The sequence below is a fragment of the Actinacidiphila sp. bgisy145 genome (assembly GCF_057708125.1).
This window is the reverse complement of sequence record NZ_JBYIRL010000002.1, coordinates 17,498-36,751: the sequence shown is the minus strand read 5'-3', so window position 1 is coordinate 36,751 and position 19,254 is coordinate 17,498. Positions and strand designations below refer to the sequence as shown.

Genomic DNA, 19,254 nt, shown 5'->3' with positions numbered 1-19,254 from the left:
TGGCTCGGGCCGGCTCGGCTCGCGGTGGCAGGTCAGGTCATGGCGCCCGTCCGCTCGTTCTGGAGCGTCCACAGGTCGTGGAACAGGCCGGGGGCGTCGCGGAGTTCGGCGAAGGTGCCGTACTGCACGATCCGCCCCCGGTCGAGCACCGCGACCTTGTCGGCCACGGCGACGTTCGTCAGCCGGTGGGTGACCAGGACGACGGCCCGGTCGGCGGCGAGCGCGCGCAGCCCGGTGAAGATACGGTGCTCCGCGCGCGGGTCGAGTGCGGCGGTCGGCTCGTCGAGCACGAGTAGGCCGGCCTCGCGGTGGAAGGCGCGGGCGAGGGCGACGCGCTGCCACTGGCCGCCGGAGAGCTCCTGGCCGCCCCACCACTCGCGGGCGAGCAGGGTGTCCAGGCCCGAGCGAAGGGCGGCCACCACGTCGTCGGCGCCGGAGGCGCGGGCGGCGGTGTGCACGGCGGCGTCGGGGTCGGGATCAGGGTCGGGGTCGGGGTTGGGGTCGGGATCAGGGTCGGGGTCGGGGTTGGGGTCGGGATCTGGGCCGGGGTCGCCGGGACCGGCGGTTCTGGCCGTCACGGGCTGGCCGAGCGTGATGTTCTCGCGGGCGGTCAGCGGCCACTGGGCGTAGTCCTGCGGCACCATCGCGACCCGGTGCCAGGCGGCCTGCGGGTCGAGGCAGTGGGTGTCGGCCCCGTCCCAGGTGACGGCCCCGGTCGTGGGCAGGTAGAGCGCGGCGAGCAGCTTGCTCAGCGTCGTCTTGCCGGAGCCGTTCTCGCCGACCAAGGCGAGCACTTCGCCCCGGCGCACGTCGAGGTCGATGTCCCGCAGGGTCGGCGCGTCGGCGTCCGGGTAGGTGTAGCCGAGGCGCTCGGCGCGGACGACCGCGGGACCGGTGGGCACCACGCTGCCGCGCCTGGCCCGGTGCCCGCCGGCCTCGTCGAGGAAGTCGGACCAGTCGTCGAGGTACATGCCGGTGCGGAAGATGATCGCGCCGTAGCCGACGATGCCGTGCAGCCCCGACGCCACCGAGCGCAGCGCGAACGTCGCGGTGCCCGCCGAGGCGACCGAGATGCGCCCGGTACCGATCAGCGCGATCAGCGCCGCCCACACCGCGCCCGACGCGAGCCCGCCGACGAGGCTGCCGGCCAGCGAGGTGCGCGCCGCCTGCCACGCCGCGCGGTCGGTGGCGGCGTCCACCCGGGCGCCCGCGGCGCGGTACTTGCCGAGCAGGAAGTCGGCCATGGTGCCCGAGCGGATCTGGTCGGCGTTGGCCTTGTCGACCAGGTGCCAGCGCAGCAGCCCGAGCAGGCGCCGGTCGCTCAGGGTGTCCAGCGAGGCGAGGTAGTTCAGGCGGGCGGCCCGCACCCCGGCGACCGCCTGGGGCAGCGCCGCCAGCACCAGCAGGGGCAGCAGCAGCGGGTGCACCGAGGTGAGCACGGCAGCCGCGGCGACCAGTGACGCGGTCGCGGCCAGGATGTTCTGGGACTGGTTGAGCAGGTCCTGCGAGACCTCGACCCCGCGGTCGGCCGCGTCCCACCGGTCGTTGTAGCCGGGGTGGTCGTAGGCCGTCAGCTCCGCGTGGGTCGCCGCGTCCAGCAGCCGCAGCTCCGCCTCGCGGGCGATCCGCGGCGCCAGCCGCGTGGACAGGCCGCCCACCGTGATGCCCAGCACCGCCCGTACCCCGGCCGCCGAGGCGAGCAGGGCGATCGACGGCACCGCGTCGCGCAGCCGCGCCCCGATGTGCCCGGACGCGATCACGGCCGTCACGGTGCCGGTCACCGCGAGCAGGCCGAGCGCCTCCAGCACCCCCGAGAGCACCTGGCACACCAGCAGCGCGACCACCGCCCGGCGGTCCACCTGCCACGCCATCCCCAGCGCCCGCCCGATCAGTTGGGGCAGCCGCCGGGCCATCGCCCGCGAGGTGATGGCGTGCCCGGCACTCTGTAGCCGCCCTCCGGAGATCTCGAACCGCATCTCCTCCGAGGGCTCATCGACCTCGGTCTTCTCCTTCTTCTCCTCCTCCTGCGCCGCCACGTCAGAAGGAGCCTCCCCCTGAGCTTCCTCCCGAGCTGCGGGCACCTGATCGACCATCGGGTCCCTCCCCCCACGATCCGGCCCACCAGTCTGCCGGGCCCCCACCCAAACCCCCACCGGCGCACAGGCGCACCCATCCACCCCCAGCGCACGCCCCGGCGCCCGTGACGTGCGCCGCCCGCCGATGGTCGCGTAGATGCGCGTGGTGCGCGCGCACTGCGCGGCCTTACTGCGCGAGCGCAGAGAGGGGGTTGACGCAGGTCAAGGGGGTGAAAGGCGGCGCGCGGGCGGGGAGTTGGCGGAGGGGCGGGTGAGGGCGGCTACGCGCGAATGGGCGCGCCGAGGCTCGGAATGGGGCTACGATGCTCTCTGTTCGCAGGATCTGAGCCCAAAGTGAGCTTTTCGGGTGGATGGTCCTGTCCGGTTCGACGGCGAAGGGGTGCCCGGTGTCGGGTGGAGCGCAAGGCGGGGGTCCGGCGGTGAAGGATGCCGGCGGCCCCGGGAGATGGGCGCGGGCGGGGCGGTGGCTGCGGACGGCGGGGCGGGTCGCCGTGGTCGCGGTGGCGTTCGCGAAGAATCTGGGGGACGTGGTCGGCGGGATCGAACGGCATCTGTGAAAAGGCGGCCCGTGGGCTGCGGATTAACCGGTAATGAACCGGAAAACGGTCGCTGTCCAACCGGCCGCGCGGAGACTGGGTCACCCGTACCGCCAGCACTGTCCGCACCGCCCGTGCTGCTCGCGCCGTGGCCGAACGAAACGCCTCTGAGCTGCACGGTTCTCCCTGATGTGGAAGTCTCGCACCCTCCTTCACGGCCGCCGGCACGGAGTTTTCCTTTCCCGTGCCGTTTTCCGGGAATACGGCCGAGGCGGCGGTCGGGGAAATCGGAAACCCGATATTGACACCCCTGAATGGGCGCCCTAATCTCGGAAATCGGGGGCGCTCAGCACCCGAAACCACCTTTACTTCCCTGGAGGAATTCATGGCTACTGGGGCCGAGAAGTTCGAGGGCGTCGAGGTCATCTGCGGCGTCTACGACAAGGACCTCGCTCCGGCGTACTCGGGTGACGACGTGGAGGCGCACTCGGCGGAGAAGCTCCCGTCGGACAGCGTCATCTGCGGCGTGTACGACAAGGAGAACGCCTGAGCTCGAGGGGAGCGGGCGCTCACGCGCCCGTACCGCCGTCGACGCGCCGCCGTTGACGTACCGGTCCCGTGACGACCTGCCTCCCAGGTCGTGAGGCCCGGGCCGGGTGCGCCGCCGAGAGGCCGCGCACCCGGCCCGGGATCTTCCGTCCGTCACGTCCCTCGACAGGAAGCCCACGGCGAACGATGAGAGTCCTCGAAGGAAAGTCCGGCGTCTGGTACCTCGGCCCCGGCTCGACCGTGCTCATGCCGAAGCGGTTCCACGACGGCGGGCGGCTGACGGCCGAAGGGCGCGCCGAGTTGGCGCGGCAGGGCGTCGAGCAGCCCAAGCCGGCCAGCCGCTACAGCCTCACCGTGGTCACCTCGACCGCCTGCAACCTCGGTTGCCCGTACTGCTTCCAGAACACCGAGGCGGCAGAGCCCGGCCGCTTCGACCCGCCGCGCATCGCGCGCGAAGTGCTTGATCGCCCGATGATCGAGAAGATCGCCGCCTTCACCGAACCCCGGCTGCGTGCCTCGGGCCTCGACCGGCTGTTCGTGCTGCTGTTCGGCGGCGAGCCGCTGCTCAACCGCTGGGGCTGCGTCGAACTGCTCGGCCGACTCTCGCAGTTGGCCCCGCTGACCGCGTCCATGGTCAGCAACGGCGTCCTGCTGACCGCCCGGACGGCCGCCAAGTTGGAGGCGGCCGGGCTGCGTTCGGTGCAGATCACCCTCGACGGGCCGCGTGAACTGCACGACGGCACCCGCTTCACCCGGGCCGGCCGCGGCACCTTCGACAAGGTGCTCGCCAACTGCGCGGCCGTGCAGGAGGCCACGGACCTGCGGCTGTCGCTGCGGCTGAACACCACCGCCGAGGGGCTGCCGCTGCTCGGCGGGCTCGTCGCGGACCTCGCGCAGCGGCTCGACCCGGCCCGCTGCAACCTCGACATCGCCCCGGTCCTCAACTACGACGGCATGTTCGACCCGGTGATGAAGCGGTCGGCGGCCGACGTCGACGTGCTGCTGCGGGCCTATGCCGACGCGCTCGAACTCGGCTTCACCGTCGGCTGGCCGGGCGGCAGCGACTGCGGCTTCTGCGGTCGGCGCGACGGCAGCACCGGCGCGGTGATCAACGCCGACGGCACGCTCTACAGCTGCTGGGAGACGATCGGCAAGGCGGGCTACGAAGTCGGCAGCGTGGAGGGCGGCTACACCGACTACCCGGCCGAACGCTGGGTGAGCTGCGGGGAGTTCGCGGTCAGCGCCACGACGGCCGCACAGTCCCAGGCGTTCGACGATGCGCTGACCGTGGGGCTGCTGGAGATGCTGCGGGCCAGGATGCGCCGGGCGGCGGCGCAGAAGGCGGCTCAGGCTCAGGAGACGACTCAGGAAGCAGCTCAGAAGGAGGCTCAGGGGGCGACTCAGGTGGCGGTCCGGGACACGGCCCAGGAGGAGGCCCGGCCGCCCGCGCCCGCGTCCTTGGCGGTGACCGGCTCGTGAGGGTCCTGCTGTGCCCGCTGAGCAGCGGCGGCTTCCTCTACCCGGCGACGGCGGCGGCCCTGGAGCTGCACCGGCGCGGGCACGACGTCACGCTCTTCGCCACGGGCGCGGCGGGGCGTGCGGCAGCCGCCGCCGGGATCGCGGTGCTGCCCTCGGCGACCGATGGCGCACCGCACGCCTTCGACGTGAGCCGGTGGTTCCGCGACGGCGCGTCGCAGTACCGCGTCGTGCGCGAGGCGGCGCGGGCGCTGCGGCCCGATGTCGTGGTGACCTCGGTGCTCTGCCCGGGCGCGCTCCTGGCGGCGGAGACCCTGGACCTGCCCGCCGTAGTGCTCGGCCTGGCGTGCCACCTGTGGCCGTACGCGGAAGGGGCGCCGGGCGGTGGGGGCGGCGACGCCGACAGCGAGGACCGCGAGTGGCGGCTAACGGAGACTTTGCGCCACTACCAGGCGCTGCGCGAGGAGTTGGGGCTCCGTACTCCCGAACCAGCGGCCGCCGCACGGCAGTTGTACGGCGCCGCCTTCCTGTTGCGCGGCCACCCCCACCTCGAACGTCCAGGCGCCGTGCTGCCGCCGGGCGTAGGGCACGTCGGCCCGCTGTGGTGGGAGCCGCCCGCCGGGGACGACGAGGGCGGCGAGGACGGCGAGGGCGGCGAGGGCGCCGCACTCGCCGCACACCTCGACCGGGTGGGAAAGCCGGTCGTCTACGTCCACTTGGGGCGCACCTTCGGCGGCGAAAGCCTGTGGCGGTGGATCGACGAGGCGTTCACCGGCACCGGGCTCCAGGCCGTGGTGGAGCTCGCCCGCACCCCTGACCGCGCGCCGGCGCCCGGCTCCGACGTCATCACGGTCCGCCGGCCGCGGATGGGCGACCTGCTGGCGCGGGCCGAGGCCGTGGTCGGCAACGGCACCAGCGCACCGGTGCTCGGCGCACTGCTGCACGGCAAGCCGCTGCTGCTGCGGCCCAACGGCGGGGAGCAGCGGCTGCTCGCCGCCGCCTGCCTGCGGGCCGGGGTCGCGGCGCCGCTGCCCGAACGCCCGGCGGAAAGTGAGGCGTTGGTCCGCGCGGTTGCTGATCCCCGGCTGCGTACGGCCGTCGGCGCGCTCGGGGCCGCACTCGCCCAGGCCAAGAGCGCCGCCGCGGCCGCGCAGGTGATCGAGGAGGCCGCCCGTTGACGTCACCGCCCGAGACCCGCCCCGCCCTGTTCGCCCCGCCCGCCCCGTCCCGCCGGACCGAGGAGCGCCCGTGACCGCCAGCAGCCCCGCCGCCGTCCCCACCGACCACGCCGCCGTCGCCTACGACGCCACCGCGCCCTTCTACGACCAGCTCTCCCAGGGCGACGACTACACCGTCTTCGGCGACATCCTGGAGACGCTGATCAAGCGCGCCGACCCGCCCGGCAACCGCCTGCTGGACGCCGGCTGCGGCACCGGCCGCAGTACCGTCGCCTTCGCCGAGCGCGGCTTCGACCCGGTGGGCGTGGACATCAGCGCCGGCATGATCGCCGTCGCACGCGCCAAGTACGCGGACACCGGCATCGGCTTCCATGTCCACGACCTGCGGCTGCCGTTCACCGCGGACGGCACGTACGACGTCGTGCTGTGCATGAGCGACATCGTCAACTACCTCGCCGACCCGCAGCACCTGCGGGAGGCGCTGGCCGGCATCGGCAGGGTGACCCGGCCCGGCGGCGTGCTGGTCTTCGACGCCAACACCGCCCGCGGCTACGGCCTGATGACCTCCACGCACGTCTACGAGTACGACGGCCTGTACGCGACCATGAGCGGCCGGTTCCTGGCGCGCGAGGGGGAGCCGCGGCGCTTCCGCATGGTCATGAACGCCTTCCGCACCTCACCCGGGCAGCCCGACGTGTGGCGGCGCGAGCGGGTCGAGCACCTCCAACGACACCACAGCCACGAGGAGTTCGCCGAAGCGCTGGACGCCGCGGGCCTGGACCTGGTGGCCGCGCACGGCCTGGAGCGGGACGGCTCGCTGTCCGACCGGGTGGACGAGGACGCCCACACCAAGGGCCTCTACGTCGCCCGGCGCCGCGCTGCCGGCTGATCCGGCCCCGCCCGACCTGCCGGCCGCCCGACCGCCGTCCCACCTGCCGTCCGACGCTCGCACGATCCGGCTCGCACCCCGGGGGCATGACGTGATCAACCGCAGTTTCACCCTGATCTGGGTCAGCCAGGCGCTGTCCGACGTGGCCAGCGAGATGACGTCGCTCGCGCTGCCGCTGGCGGTGCTCGCGGCGACCCGCTCGGCCGTGGACGCGGCGCTGGTCGCCACCGTCGTCGGGATCGCCCAGCTCCTGGCGAAGCTGCCGAGCGGGCTGATCGCCGACACGTACCACCGCAAGCGGCTGATGCTGCTGTGCGACGCGGCGCGGGCGGCGGTCGCGCTGCTGCTGGCGCTCGCGCTGGCGACGGGGAACCTCACCACGATCGTGGCGGTCGGCTCCGCGGCGACGATCGCGCTGTTCTCCTCGGTGTTCGGGCCGGCCGAGTCCGGCGTGCTGCGCCAGGCGGTGCCGCTGGAGCGGCGGCGCGAGGCGATCACCCGCAACATCGTCCGCAGCAACATCGCCATCGCGGTCGGCCCGCCGCTGGGCGGCATGCTGCTCGCGGCCGGGGCGCCGACGGCGTTCTTCGCGGACTCCTGCTCGTACCTGCTGTCGCTGGCGCTGGTGGCGCGGGTCGCCTACACGCACGTCGCCCGGCCGCGCGCGAGCACGGCCGCCACGCACCCGCTGCGCAACACCGCCAACGAGCTGACGCTCGGCTTCGGCTGGGTCTTCCGCCGCACCGGCCTGGTGGTGCTCATCGCGTTCGCCGCCTACGTCAACCTGCTCGGCCGCTCCATCGAACTGCTCGCCGCGTTCGGGGTGTCGCACGACGGCGCGCACCCGGTCTCCGCCGGGCTGGTCCTCACCGCCGCGGGCGTCGGCGGCATCGCGGGCGGGCTGTGCGCGGGGTGGATTCTGAAGCGGCTGACGCCGACCGCGATCGTGGCCGCCGCGTCGGTGGCGTGGCTGCTGATGATGCCGTGCGCGTCCACGGGTGACGAGTTGACCAGCGCGGTCGCCGTCGGCATGGTGGTGTTCTCGCTGCCGTCGGTCGGCTCGCTGGTGGGGCTGACGATCAGCGTGGAGGCCCCGACCCACCTCCAGGGCCGGGTGGGCGGCGCGGTCACCCTGCTCGCGATCAGCATCGCGTGGGCCGGCCCCGGGCTGACCGGCTTCCTCATCTCCGCCCAAGGGCCGCTCACCGCCTCGGTGGTGCTGGCCGCACCGATGGTCGTACCGCTGATCGTCCTGGCGGCGAGTCCGCGGCTGCGCGCGGCAGTCGGCAAGATCGGCACCGTGCCCGCCCGCGAACCCGAGCCCGAGCCCGAACCCGAATCCGTCGCGGCCGCCGCCGAGCAGGACGTGCTGGCCCACGGCGAACCGGCGATCCAGGGTTCGCCCGCGGCCGCCACCGCTCGGCCGTCGCTCGAACTCGACGACCCCCTCGGCCCGTTCGCGATGCTCGCACTCGGACTCGGACGCGCCCGGCCCCTGCCCTGACGCGGGCCCGGCCGGACCGAGGGTACGGCGGCTGGCAGCCCGGGTCGCCGTGTCAGCCCGGCCCACCGGGTGAGTGGTCGAGAGCTTCGACCGGCGACGGCCGCACCGCCGTACCCGCACCAAACCGGGCAAGCCCGGCGACAACTCCACCCTCCTCAACGACCGCTCACGACCGGCTACTTGTGAAGCCGTCAGCCGCATGGTGCCCTTGTTCCCTCTGGTGCAACTGATGCCAAGGAGGCGGACGAGTCCCATGAACAAGCGAACAGTCGCCATGGCGGTGCTGATACCGGCCTTGCTGGGCACGACCTGCGGTGTCGCCTCGGCGCAGCCCGCGCCGAAGGCGGCCTCCTCGGTCGTCACCCTGACCTACGACGCCAGCCGGGCCGGCCAGTGGGCGAGCGCGATCACGCAGGGCGTGCAGAACTGGAACGACGCCGTGCACAACGTCCAACTGGTGCCCGCGACCTCGGCCGGCTCGGCCGACTACGTCTACGTCGCCACGAGCGGCTGGCCCGAGACCACGCTCGGCCCGATCTTCCCCGGCGGCAGCGGCGAGGTCGAGCTCGGCCAGGAAGCCGTCGACGAGGGCTACGACGTGACCCGCATCGCCGCCCACGAGACCGGGCACATCCTCGGCCTGCCCGACGACTACAGCGGCCCCTGCTCGGAGTTGATGTCCGGCCACGGCCCCGGCACCTCCTGCACCAACGCGCTGCCGTCCGCCGCCGAGGCCGCGCAGGTCGACGAGAACTACGCCGACGGCTCCGACGCGGTCCACCCGAACCACCACCAGACCGTCGTCGACGTCTGGACCGCGCCCACCCTCGCCGCCACCCGCTGACCGGCTCCGGCCGACCAGGTGCACGCGGCGGGCGGCCCGGCACCGCCCCGCCCGCCGCGGCCACCCGGACCTCGGTCGGCCAACTGCCCTACCACGCGTCCGGACCGGGACCCGGAGCTGCGCCCGGCCCCGGCCCCGGACCCGGCCCCGGGCGCAGGGTGAGCAGAGTGATCTCGCTCGGGGCGAAGACACGGAACGGCGGACCCCAGAAGCCGGCGCCGCGGCTGGTGTAGAGCTGGGTGCGCTCGCCGTGCCGGCTCAGTCCGTGCACCACCGGCTGGTCGATCCGGACGAGGAAGTTGAACGGCCATATCTGGCCGCCGTGGGTGTGCCCGGACACCTGGAGGTCGATCCCGGCGGCCGCCGCCTGCCCGACGTACTTGGGCTGATGGGCGACGAGCAGCACCGGCCGGTCGGGGTCCGCGCCCGCGAGCGCGTCCTCCAGGTTCGCGCGGTGCCCGGCGAGGCCGGACGACTCCGCCGTCACGTCGTCCACCCCGGCCAGGACCAGGGCGTCGCCGCCCCGTTCGACCGTCACGTGGCGGTTGTGCAGCGGCTCCCAGTCCAGCTCCGCCATCCGGTCCAGCCAGCCCTGGGCCTCGCTGAAGTACTCGTGGTTCCCCGTGACGTAGACCTTCGCGAGCCGGGCCCGGATCGTGCCGAGCGGCGCGGACTGCGCTCGCCGCTGCACCGGGGTGCCGTCGGCGATGTCGCCCGCGTGCACCACGATGTCCGCCTCCAGCGCGTTGACCGCCTCGGCGACCCGTACCGACCAGCGCTCACGGTCGATCGGCCCGTAGTGGGTGTCGGCCAGCAGCACCACGCGCGTCCCGTCCAGACCCGCGCCGAGCCGCGGTATCCGGATGTCCAGCCGCTTCACCCGGGGCACGCGCATCGCTTCGTAATGTCCCCAGGCCAGCAGGACGGCGCAGACCGCGGCGACCGCGACGGCGACGACCCGGGCCCGGTGGGCGCCGCCCGCGCCCGACCCGATCAGCACCAGGTGCACCAGACCGCCCAGCACCGACCAGGTGAACAGCACCCACACCGCACCGAGGGTGCTGTCCGCGATCCGGGACGCCCGGTCGCTGCGCCGCCGACCGTGACCCGCGGCCATCAGGAACGGGAACGCGACGAGGGACGCGCCGAAGACCACCGTGCCGACGACGAACACCGGCAGCGGCCAGTCGGTGCCCGAGCCGAAGAGCGTCCACCAGGGCAGGACGAACAGCAGGGCGAGGACCAGGAAGACCACGCCGCCGCCGAGCCGCCGGCGCAGCGACCCCCGGGGTCCGGGCGGTGCCTCCTCGGCCCCGCCCGCGACCTCCGCCGTCCCCACGGACTCGCTCTCCATCACCATGCCGCCACCCCTCACCTCAGCCGTCCCACCGTCAACTCCCATCATCCATCCATCCGGCAGGCCGCGGCGGAACGATCGCGGACGGCTGTGGATAACCCCGGCGCCCCTTGGAAAACCCGGTGAAAGCGCCCCCGAGCGGCCGTGACGACGCCTCCGAACACCCGTGAAAACGACGAAAGTTGGTCTAGTCCTCTTGACGTGGCGTGCGGCGCGCGGTTTGGTACGTACCAACTCAGGCCCGAGATGCACCTTCCCCCCACCACTTCACGCTTGAGGGGCTTTCATGCGCTTCGCGAAATGGGCGGCCTCCGCTGCCGCGCTCACGCTCGTGACCGCCGGTGCGGCCGTCGCCCTCGCCCCCGCCGGCAATGCCGCGTCGACCGCCGGCTACTCCGTGGCTCCCTACGTCGACATGTCGAACAGCCAGGAGGGCCTGCTCGACACCGCCATCACCGGCCACGGCCTCGGCTCGTACACCGCGGCCTTCGTCCTCGGCTCCGGCTGCAACCAGATCTGGGGCGACACCCTCCCCATCGGCGCCGACTCCTACACCGACCCGCTGATCGCCAAGGCGAAGTCCGAGGGCGCCTCGGTCATCATCTCCTCCGGCGGCGCGAGCGGGCTGCCGCTCGCCTGGACCTGCTCCACGCAGAGCTCGATCGACGCGGGCTACCAGGCGATCATCGACGACTACGGCGTCAACCGCCTCGACTTCGACATCGAGGGCGCCGCCATCGCCGACACGGCCGCCGCGGCGCGGCAGATGCAGGCGATGAAGGACCTCAAGGCGGCCAACCCCGACCTCCAGTTCTCGGTGACGCTGCCGGTCCTCACCAGCGGGCTGACCTCCGACGGCGTCAACATCCTCAAGGCCGCCAAGAGCGCGGGGATCAAGATCGACGTCGTCAACATCATGACCATGGACTTCTACGAGGGCACCGGCACCGAGATGGGCGACGGCTCGGTCGCCGCGGCCAAGGCCACGCTCGCCCAGATGCAGTCCGTCGACTCCGGCTACACCTACGCCAACCTCGGCATCACACCGATGATCGGCAAGAACGACGACGGCTCCACCTTCACCCTCGCCGACGCCCAGACGGTCGAGAGCTTCGCGGCCCAGAACGGCGTCGGGCGGCTGGCGTTCTGGTCGATCAACCGCGACCAGCCGTGCAGCGGCACCGCCAACTCCCTGCCCACGTGCAGCGAGATCAGCCAGAACAGCTTCGCCTTCACCGACACCTTCGTCCCGTTCGCGGGCGGCTCCGGCAGTACCACTGGCGGCTCCACGACGACCGGCGGTACCACGACCGGAGGTACGACGACCACCGGCGGCTCCACGACCGGCGGTACGACGACCACGGGCGGCACCACGACCACCGGCGGCTCAGGCGGCACCACCTGCACCGCCGCCTCCTGGAGTTCCAGCGCCGTCTACACCGGCGGCGACACCGTCTCCTGGAACGGCCACACCTGGCAGGCCAAGTGGTGGACCCAGGGCGAAGAGCCCGGCACCACCGGCGAATGGGGCGTCTGGCAGGACGAGGGCGCCTGCTGACCCACACCCCCCACCGTCCGGCCCGCCCCCTTCCCGGGGCCGGGCCGGACGCATGTCGGGACCTTTCTCGGACCCCGTAAGCGGCGGTTCCTTCTTGGCGGGAGGGGGCGCGCGGCTTACTAGGGAGAACGTTCGGTCTTGACAAGGGTCGCGGCTCCGCCTTTCATAGTGAAGAGACCGAACGTTCTCCCTCGCAAGGCGTCCGGTCGATGCCCGGCACCGAACCGCTTCCGCTGAAAGGCACTTCCGTGGACACCCTCACCGCGACCCCCGCCCCCGCTGCCATCCCCACCACCGTTGCCGTGGCCCTGCGGAAGCTGTACTTCGTGCGCTTCGCGTTCGCCGCGGTCTGGGCGGCCCTGCTGTTCACGACCTCCGGCAAGCTCGGGGCGCCCGCGGCCACCCTGCTGGTGCTCTACCCGTTGTTCGACGTCGCCTGCGCGGTCGTCGACCTCAGCTCCGCCCGCGGCAACGGCCAGCCGCTGCGCGGCCTCTACGCGAACGCCGTGCTCAGTACCCTCACCGCCATCGGCCTCGCCGCTGCCGCCACCTCCGGTATCCCCGCAGCCCTGCGCGTCTGGGGCGCCTGGGCCATCACCGCGGGCCTCGTCCAGCTCGGCGTCGCCGTCGCCCGCCGCCACCTCGGCGGCCAGTGGGCCATGATCGCCAGCGGCACCATCTCCACCCTCGCCGGCGCCTCGTTCATCGCCCAGGCCGCCAAGAGCGGCGCCTCCCTGCACACCCTCGCGGGCTACGCCTTCCTCGGCGGCGTCTTCTTCCTCGTCTCCGCCCTCCGCCTCTCCCGCACGGCCTGACGCCGAGGCGGGCCTCCGTCCCCTGCGGTAAGCGCAGCCGAACAGCAGGTCGGACCGGGGTTGCGCCGCTAGCCCCCGCATACTCGACAGTCCTGTCCGTCAACGAACGGACAGGAGAAGACATGCCTACCAAGAAGAACTCCCGCGCTCAGGCACAGCGCAAGGGGCGCCGCGCCTACATCGAACTGAGCATCGGGCACGTCCGGTTCACCGCCCCCAAGCCCACCGGGCGCCTCGCCGCCCGCATCCGCAGGGCAACCGCCCAGTGCCTGGGGACGTGGTACGTCTGCCTGACGGCCTTTCACCTGATCCCGCGCCGCTGAACCCTGTCGGGCCCCGGGGGCGGACGGCGGACCCGCCTCCCGGGGCCCGGGGACGGTCGCCACCGTCGTACCGGCGGCTGTCGGTGGGAGCCCTTAGCGTGGTCAGGGTGAGGACGGGGACGGGGAGTGCGGGCACGGTGCTGGTCGTCGTGCGGGGCAACAGCGCGTCGGGGAAGTCGTCGATCGCGGCGAGGCTGCGGGCCGGCTTCGGGCGCGGGCTGGCGTTCGTCGGGCAGGACAACCTGCGGCGTACGGTGCTGCGGGAGTGGGACCGGCCGGGCGCGTCGAACATCGGACATCCCCTTCGAGGAGACGCTCCGCCGCCACACCACCAAGCCGCAGGACGGGGATTACGGCGAGACGGAGATGCGCGGCTGGTACCGCCCGGCCGACCTCCTCCCCGGCGGCGTCGAGACGGTCATCGGTGCGGACAGTGCCCTGACGGCGAGCGTCGACCGGATTCTGCGCGACACGGGCCTGGCGGGCAGCCCCGGCCGAGAGTCCGGGGGAGGGTCACTTCCGCGGGGATGAGGGCGGTTCGGCCGCCGTCGTTGCGGTCATCGCGTCCTCGACGCTTCGGTGGACGCGGTCGCGGCCGAGCCGGGTGGCCAGGGGGTGGCGGTCGAAGTCACGGCGGGCGGCGGCGCGCAGGCGGGCCAGGTGCAGGGTGGCGCCGCGGTGGTGGAGGGCCTCGCGCAGTTCGTCGAGGGTGTCCAGGACGGGGACACCGAGGTGGTAGGTCGCGCTGAGGTCCAGGACGACCGTGTGCGGCGGCGGGTGGGCGGCGGCGGTGAGGGCGAGCAGGCCGAGGCGGGTGCGGTTGGCGTTGCCGAAGAAGAGCGCCCCGTCGGGGCGGACGACCAACACGCCGGGGACGGTCGTCGCGCACGGGTTCCGGTCGGTGTCCCCGTACAGCGGGCTGCCGGGGATCTTGCCGAGGACGGAGAGGCGGGTGGTGCTGGCGGCGGCGATGAACAGCAGCAGCGACAGCGCGACGGCCAGCAGGAGCCCAGGCAGCAGGTCGAAGAGGAGGACGCCGAACAGCGCGGTCAGCGCCACCCACAGGCTCGCGTGGTCGGCCTTGGCGTAGCGGCGCAGTTCGGCGGTCGACAGGAATCCGCGGACGGCGATGATGACGATGGCGCCGAGCACGGGTTCGGGCAGGTCGGTGAAGAGCGGGGTGAGGAACGCGCCGGTGAGCAGGATGAGCCCGGCGGCGATCAGCGAGGTCAGCCGGGTGCGGGCGCCGGCTGCCTCGGCGGCGGCGCTGCGTGAGGCGCTGCCGGAGACGGTGAAGCCGCGGAAGAGGCCGACGGCGATGTTCGACGCGCCGACCGCCGCCATCTCGCGGTCGGCGTCGACCTCGTCCCCGTGCTCGCGGGCGAAACGGGAGGCGATGCTGAACGCCTCGGCGAACACCACCAGCGCCACCCCGCAGGCGCCGCCGGCCAGCCGTCCCCAGTCGGCGGCGGGGATGCCCGGCAGGTGCGGGACGGGCACGGCCGAGGGGATCTTCCCCACCACCTCCACACCGTGCTGCTTCAGGTCGAGCCCCGCGGACACCACCAGGGCCACGACCAGCACGACCAGCGACGCCGGGGCCTTCGGCGCGTACCGCTCGATCGCCAGCAGGGCCGCCAGCGCCGCCGCGCCCACGGCCAGCGAGGTCAGGGACCAGTGCGGGAGGTGCCGCAGCAGTGTCCACAGCCTGGGGAAGAACTGGCCGTCGCCACTGGACGTCCCGGCGATCTTCGCGGCCTGGCGAACCACGATGGTCAGCGCCATCCCGAACAGGAAGCCGTTCAGCGCGGGTTCGGCCAGGAAGTTCGTCACGAACCCGAGCCGGGCGAGGCCCGCGACCAGCAGTACCGCCCCGGCGAGCACCGCGAGGGCCGCCGACAGCCCGACCGCCTGCTTCGGGTCGGAGCTGACGTCGGCGACGGTGGCGCCGGAGAGCACCGCCGCGGCCGACGTCGCCCCGATGATCAGGAACCGCGAGCGGCCCAGCAGGACGTACGCCACCAGGGCCACGGGCGCGGCGTAGAAGGCGTTCTGCGGGGGCACCCCCGCGATCTGCGCGTAGGCGACGCACTCCGGCACGATCAGCGCCCAGGCGGTGAGCGCGCCGAGCACGTCGCCGCGCGAGGCCCCGCCGCCGAGCACGGCCCGCGCCACCGACCGCGTTCGCGCAGGTGCGTGTGGTCGGTCGGCCACGCCTGCACCTCTCTGCTCAGCCGGGCCCTTTTCCTCGTTCATCCGGAGCCGGTGGCGGTTCAGGGAGTGACGATGGCGAAGGCGGGATCGGGGTCGTCGAGGACCTCTGCGAGGCGCCGGAGGACGCCGGGGTCGCCGTCGTACCGGACACCGTCGGTCTGCTTGCCGGCCAGCAGCGGCATCAGCCCGCCGCGGGTAAGGGCGACGGACAGGTCGGCGCCGTCGGTGGGGCGGTCGGTGCGGGTGTGGACGAGGACGCCGTTGCGGAGCGTGAGCCGGTACCGCTCGTCCGCGTCGGTGAAGTGCCAGTCGACGGTGAGGGTTGTGGCCCAGGCCCTGGGGCCGTTGACGCGGATGGCGAGGGAGTCGAAGACCTGTTCCACGGTGAGGGCGCCGGCCATGCTGCCCGCGGTGATGGGCGTGGGCTTGACGCCCTCGCGCAGTTCCTTGGCGCCTTGGAGGTAGTTGTTGCGCCAGGTGCCGCATTCGGCGCCGTGGCCGAGGCGCTCGAAGGTGGTGGCGAGCAGTTCCTTGGCGTCGGACCGGTCGGGGGCGGCGAAGACGGCGTGCTTGAGCAGTTGGGCGGCGAAGCGCAGGTCCCCGGCGTCCAGGTACGAACGCGCCTTGTCCAGGGTGGCGTCGAGGCCGCCGACGCAGTCCACGTACCGGCGGGCGGTCTCGGTCGGCGGGTGCTCCCACAGGGAGGAGGGGTGGCCGTCGTACCACCCCATGTAGCGCTGGTAGATGGCCTTGACGTTGTGGTTGAGGGAGCCGTAGTAGCCGCGCGCGTGCCAGGCGGACTCCAGCGCGGGCGGCAGCTGGATCAGCTCGGCGATCTCGGTGCCGGTGTGGCCCTGGTTGGTGAGCCGCAGCGTCTGGTCGTGCAGGTAGGCGTAGAGGTCGCGCTGCTCGGACAGGAAGGCGGTCAGCCGGTCGTTGCCCCAGGTCGGCCAGTGGTGGGAGGCGAACAGCACGTCGGAACCGGGGGCGAACAGCTCGACCGCCTCGGTCAGGTAGCGGGCCCAGACCCGGGCGTCCCGGACCACGGCGCCGCGCAGCGTCAGGATGTTGTGCATGTTGTGCGTGGCGTTCTCCGCCATGCACAGGGCCCGGCGCTCGGGGAGGTGGAAGTTCATCTCCGAGGGGGCCTCGGTGTCCGGGGTGAGCTGGAAGCGGAACCGTACCCCGTCGAGGGTCTCCTCCTGGCCGGTGCGGGTGACCTCCACGGTGGGCGGCCGTAGGCTGGGGGTGCCTCGGGAGGCGGTGAAGCCCAGGCCGACACCGATCAGGCCGGTCGGCCCCGGCGGCAGTTCGGCGCCGGTGTGGTAGATGCCGCGGCGCAGCATGGCGGTGCCGGCGTAGACGTTCTCGGCGACGGAGTTCGCCATGAAGCCGGGCGGCGCCAGGATTGGCACGTCGTCGTCCGGGCCGAGTACGCCGTCGATGCCGCCGAAGTGGTCGATGTGGGAGTGGGTGAAGACCACCGCGGTCACCGGCCGCTGCCCGCGGTGCGACCGGTACAGGGCGAGCGCCGCGGCGGCGCACTCGGCGGACACCAGCGGGTCCACGACCACCACGCCGCGTTCGCCCTCGATCAGCGACATGTTCGACAGGTCGTACCCGCGGACCTGGTAGACGCCGTCGGTCACCTCGAACAGCCCCGCCCGGGAGCACAGCTGGGACTGGCGCCAGAGGCTGGGGTCGGCGGTGTCCGGGCAGTCGCCGGCGAGGAACGAGGTCGCGTCGAAGTCCCAGACCACCTCGCCGCCCGCACCGGTGATCCGGTCCGTGTCAGGTGCGGCGACCAGACCGCGGTCGGCGTCGGCGAAGTCCTGGCGGTCGGCGAAGTCCAGCGGGTCGGTCGTGGTGGTCATGGTCGTCCTTTCGAGAGCTCGTCGGGGGCCACGGCCGGTGGTCCGCCGGTGGTCTGCCTGTGGTGCCGGTGGTCCGCCGGTGGTCTGCCTGCGGTGCTGGTGATCTGACGGTGGTCCGCCGGTTCTCATGAGGTCAGGCCGCTGATCGCGTCGCCGACGTACTTGGCGCCGAGTACGGCCAGGAGCGTCGTCATGATCGCCGCGTTGTGCAGGGCCATCCAGCCGCGCCACTCGCCCAAAACCGTCTGCGACCTGCTCCCGCCGAGCAGGTAGACGCCCAGCGGCAGCACCGTGCACAGCGAGGCGACGAGGACCATCAGCACTGCGGCGACGGTCTTCCCGCCGGCGCCCGCGCCCGAAGCGGCGATCGAGACCGCACCGCCGATCGCGAGCACCAGGTTCTTGGGGTTGGCGACCGCCAACGCGGCCGCGAGGCCCGCGGACCTGGCAGGCGTGAAACGGTCGACGGCCTTCATCCAGCCCGGGGTCGCCGCCTCCCGCCCTTCGCGCGGCCGCGCCCGCCACTGCTTGGCGCCGAGCAGCAGGAACACCAGCCCGAGCGCCAGCTTCACCCAGTACGTCCAGCGCCCGGGCCCGCCCGCGCCGTGCGAGGCGTCGCCCCCGGAGCCGGCCACCACCACGACCGCGACCAGCACGGCCAGCGCCACGATCCACCCGGCGGCGAACGCCACACCGTTGCTGCGCCCCTTCGGCGTCGCCAGCATCAGGATCACCGCGATCAGCGGCAGCGGGCTGATGGCGATACCGACCGCCGAGGCCAGCATCTGGCCGACCGCGTCACCCACGGCGGCCCCGCAGGCTCGTGCGGGCGGCGAGCGGAAGCGGTGCGCGGTGGGGAAGCGGTGCGCGGTGGGGAAGCGGTGCGCGGCGCGGCGGCCGGCTTCGGGTGGGGCCGGCCCCGACGTCCCTCGCCATCCGGTGCTCCTCTGCTCGGTTGCCCTCCACGCTCGGCACGGAGGGCCCCCGCGACCACCCCGGGGCCGCCGTACGGGTGACGGAAACCGGACGGGCAAGGTGCCGGGCGCCCGTCCGCCGTCCTTCGCCCGATCGGGGTGGAGGGCGCCGTAAGAGGGTCAGCGCAGGCCGGCGAAGAGGTCGTTCTCGGGTACGGCCGCGCCCGTGGTGTCCCGGACCCGGACGAAGGTCTCCATGCCCATCAACTCGCCGAACCGCTCCTTGCCCATCTTGAGGAAGAAGATGTTCTCGCCCTGACTGGCGTGCGCGGCCAGCGCGTCGAACTTCTGGCCGCTGAACGCGGTGGTGTCCACCCACGTGGTGATCTCGTCGTCCGGCAGGCCGATCTCGGCCATCGCGGCGGCCTCGGCAGGGTCCGGTTCGGGCATGTCCTCGCCGAACTCGCGCATGATCTCGCCGAACCGCCGCAGCCCCGAGCGGGGCATCGTGGTCCAGTAGACCTTCGGTGCCGGCTCGGTCATCTCCAGCGCCGCCATGGTGATGCGGTGCGCCTGGATGTGGTCGGGGTGGCCGTAGAACCCGTTCTCGTCGTAGGTGACGACCACGTCGGGCCGGTAGTGCCGCATGAGGTCCGCGAGCCGGGCGGCGCCTTCCTCGACGGGGGTCTGCCAGAAGGCCCCCGGGGCGTCGTTGCTCGCCCAGCCCATCATCCCGGAGTCGGCGTAGTCCAGCGTCTCCAGGTGGCTGATCTTCAACACGTCGCAGCTCACCGCGAGTTCCTGCCGGCGCATCAGGGCGACCGCGGCCGGATCGTGCCCGGGATCGCCGGGCTTGACGCCCTCCGGCCCGTCGCCGCACCGGCCGTCGGTACAGGTCACGAGAACCGTGCGGATGCCCTCCGCGGCGTACCGGGCGAGGACCCCGCCGGTGCCGGTGGCCTCGTCGTCGGGGTGGGCGTGCACTGCCATGAGCGTCAAGGGGCGGTCAGTCATGGGGCGGTCCTCCTGCGGGGATTACGTCGTGAACCGAAGAGTGTGGCGTCCGTACCAGCATGCCGGGGCGCGAGCCACGGTGGGACGGGCGCCCCTGCCCCTCGGTGCAGGAC

General features: G+C 73.1%; 15 protein-coding genes and 1 pseudogene. 10 read left to right on the top strand and 6 right to left on the bottom strand.

Annotated elements, in window-relative coordinates; all coding sequences use genetic code 11:
• Positions 1-32 precede the first annotated feature (32 nt).
• The gene (locus AC3ERT_RS01925) at positions 33-2,093 is read right to left on the bottom strand and encodes an ATP-binding cassette domain-containing protein (protein WP_435172366.1); all 2,061 of its coding nucleotides are present in this window, start codon (positions 2,091-2,093) and stop codon (positions 33-35) included.
• Positions 2,094-3,017: 924 nt separating this feature from the next.
• Between AC3ERT_RS01925 and AC3ERT_RS01920 the strand changes: the two genes are divergently transcribed.
• From AC3ERT_RS01920 to AC3ERT_RS01895, 6 genes are all read left to right on the top strand, one after another.
• Positions 3,018-3,182 (top strand): hypothetical protein, encoded by a 165-nt coding sequence (locus tag AC3ERT_RS01920; RefSeq protein WP_335971369.1) that lies wholly within the window; start codon positions 3,018-3,020, stop codon positions 3,180-3,182.
• Between the two features lie 185 nt (positions 3,183-3,367).
• Positions 3,368-4,660: a radical SAM protein gene (locus tag AC3ERT_RS01915; protein ID WP_435172365.1), complete on the top strand. Its 1,293-nt coding sequence runs from the start codon at positions 3,368-3,370 to the stop codon at positions 4,658-4,660.
• Positions 4,657-5,835 (top strand): glycosyltransferase, encoded by a 1,179-nt coding sequence (locus AC3ERT_RS01910; protein WP_435172364.1) that lies wholly within the window; start codon positions 4,657-4,659, stop codon positions 5,833-5,835. Before AC3ERT_RS01915 ends, AC3ERT_RS01910 begins: the two co-directional genes overlap by 4 nt.
• Before the next feature lie 70 nt (positions 5,836-5,905).
• A complete protein-coding gene (locus AC3ERT_RS01905; protein ID WP_335971362.1) occupies positions 5,906-6,724 on the top strand; it encodes a class I SAM-dependent DNA methyltransferase in 819 nt (272 codons plus the stop codon).
• Positions 6,725-6,815: 91 nt separating this feature from the next.
• Positions 6,816-8,228 (top strand): MFS transporter, encoded by a 1,413-nt coding sequence (locus AC3ERT_RS01900; protein WP_435172363.1) that lies wholly within the window; start codon positions 6,816-6,818, stop codon positions 8,226-8,228.
• A 253-nt stretch (positions 8,229-8,481) separates the two neighbouring features.
• Entirely contained in the window at positions 8,482-9,072 is a 591-nt protein-coding gene (locus AC3ERT_RS01895) for a snapalysin family zinc-dependent metalloprotease (protein WP_435172362.1), read from the top strand.
• Between the two features lie 88 nt (positions 9,073-9,160).
• On the opposite strand, the gene AC3ERT_RS01890 is transcribed toward AC3ERT_RS01895, so the two are convergent.
• Positions 9,161-10,432 carry a metallophosphoesterase gene (locus AC3ERT_RS01890; protein WP_435172361.1) on the bottom strand — a complete coding sequence of 424 codons (1,272 nt, stop codon included), beginning with the start codon at positions 10,430-10,432 and terminating at the stop codon, positions 9,161-9,163.
• A 283-nt stretch (positions 10,433-10,715) separates the two neighbouring features.
• Between AC3ERT_RS01890 and AC3ERT_RS01885 the strand changes: the two genes are divergently transcribed.
• From AC3ERT_RS01885 to AC3ERT_RS01870, 4 genes and pseudogenes are all read left to right on the top strand, one after another.
• Complete coding sequence (locus AC3ERT_RS01885) at positions 10,716-11,987, top strand: chitinase (protein ID WP_435127686.1); 1,272 nt, start codon at positions 10,716-10,718, stop codon at positions 11,985-11,987.
• Between the two features lie 248 nt (positions 11,988-12,235).
• Positions 12,236-12,802 carry a hypothetical protein gene (locus AC3ERT_RS01880; RefSeq protein ID WP_435172613.1) on the top strand — a complete coding sequence of 189 codons (567 nt, stop codon included), beginning with the start codon at positions 12,236-12,238 and terminating at the stop codon, positions 12,800-12,802.
• A 122-nt stretch (positions 12,803-12,924) separates the two neighbouring features.
• Positions 12,925-13,125, top strand: coding sequence for a hypothetical protein (locus tag AC3ERT_RS01875; RefSeq protein WP_335971353.1), 201 nt, complete (start codon positions 12,925-12,927; stop codon positions 13,123-13,125).
• A gap of 77 nt (positions 13,126-13,202) precedes the next feature.
• Positions 13,203-13,656: pseudogene (locus tag AC3ERT_RS01870) on the top strand (P-loop NTPase family protein).
• On the opposite strand, the gene AC3ERT_RS01865 reads toward AC3ERT_RS01870, so the two are convergent.
• The 4 genes from AC3ERT_RS01865 to AC3ERT_RS01850 form a co-directional block, all read right to left on the bottom strand.
• Positions 13,639-15,339 (bottom strand): SulP family inorganic anion transporter, encoded by a 1,701-nt coding sequence (locus AC3ERT_RS01865; RefSeq protein ID WP_435172360.1) that lies wholly within the window; start codon positions 15,337-15,339, stop codon positions 13,639-13,641. The pseudogene AC3ERT_RS01870 and the gene AC3ERT_RS01865 sit on opposite strands and share 18 nt — an antisense overlap.
• A gap of 59 nt (positions 15,340-15,398) precedes the next feature.
• Positions 15,399-17,213 carry an alkyl/aryl-sulfatase gene (locus AC3ERT_RS01860; RefSeq protein ID WP_435127694.1) on the bottom strand — a complete coding sequence of 605 codons (1,815 nt, stop codon included), beginning with the start codon at positions 17,211-17,213 and terminating at the stop codon, positions 15,399-15,401.
• A 125-nt stretch (positions 17,214-17,338) separates the two neighbouring features.
• Positions 17,339-18,019, bottom strand: coding sequence for a GAP family protein (locus AC3ERT_RS01855; RefSeq protein WP_435172359.1), 681 nt, complete (start codon positions 18,017-18,019; stop codon positions 17,339-17,341).
• Between the two features lie 288 nt (positions 18,020-18,307).
• A complete protein-coding gene (locus AC3ERT_RS01850; RefSeq protein WP_435172358.1) occupies positions 18,308-19,141 on the bottom strand; it encodes a PIG-L family deacetylase in 834 nt (277 codons plus the stop codon).
• Between the last annotated feature and the right edge of the window lie 113 nt (positions 19,142-19,254).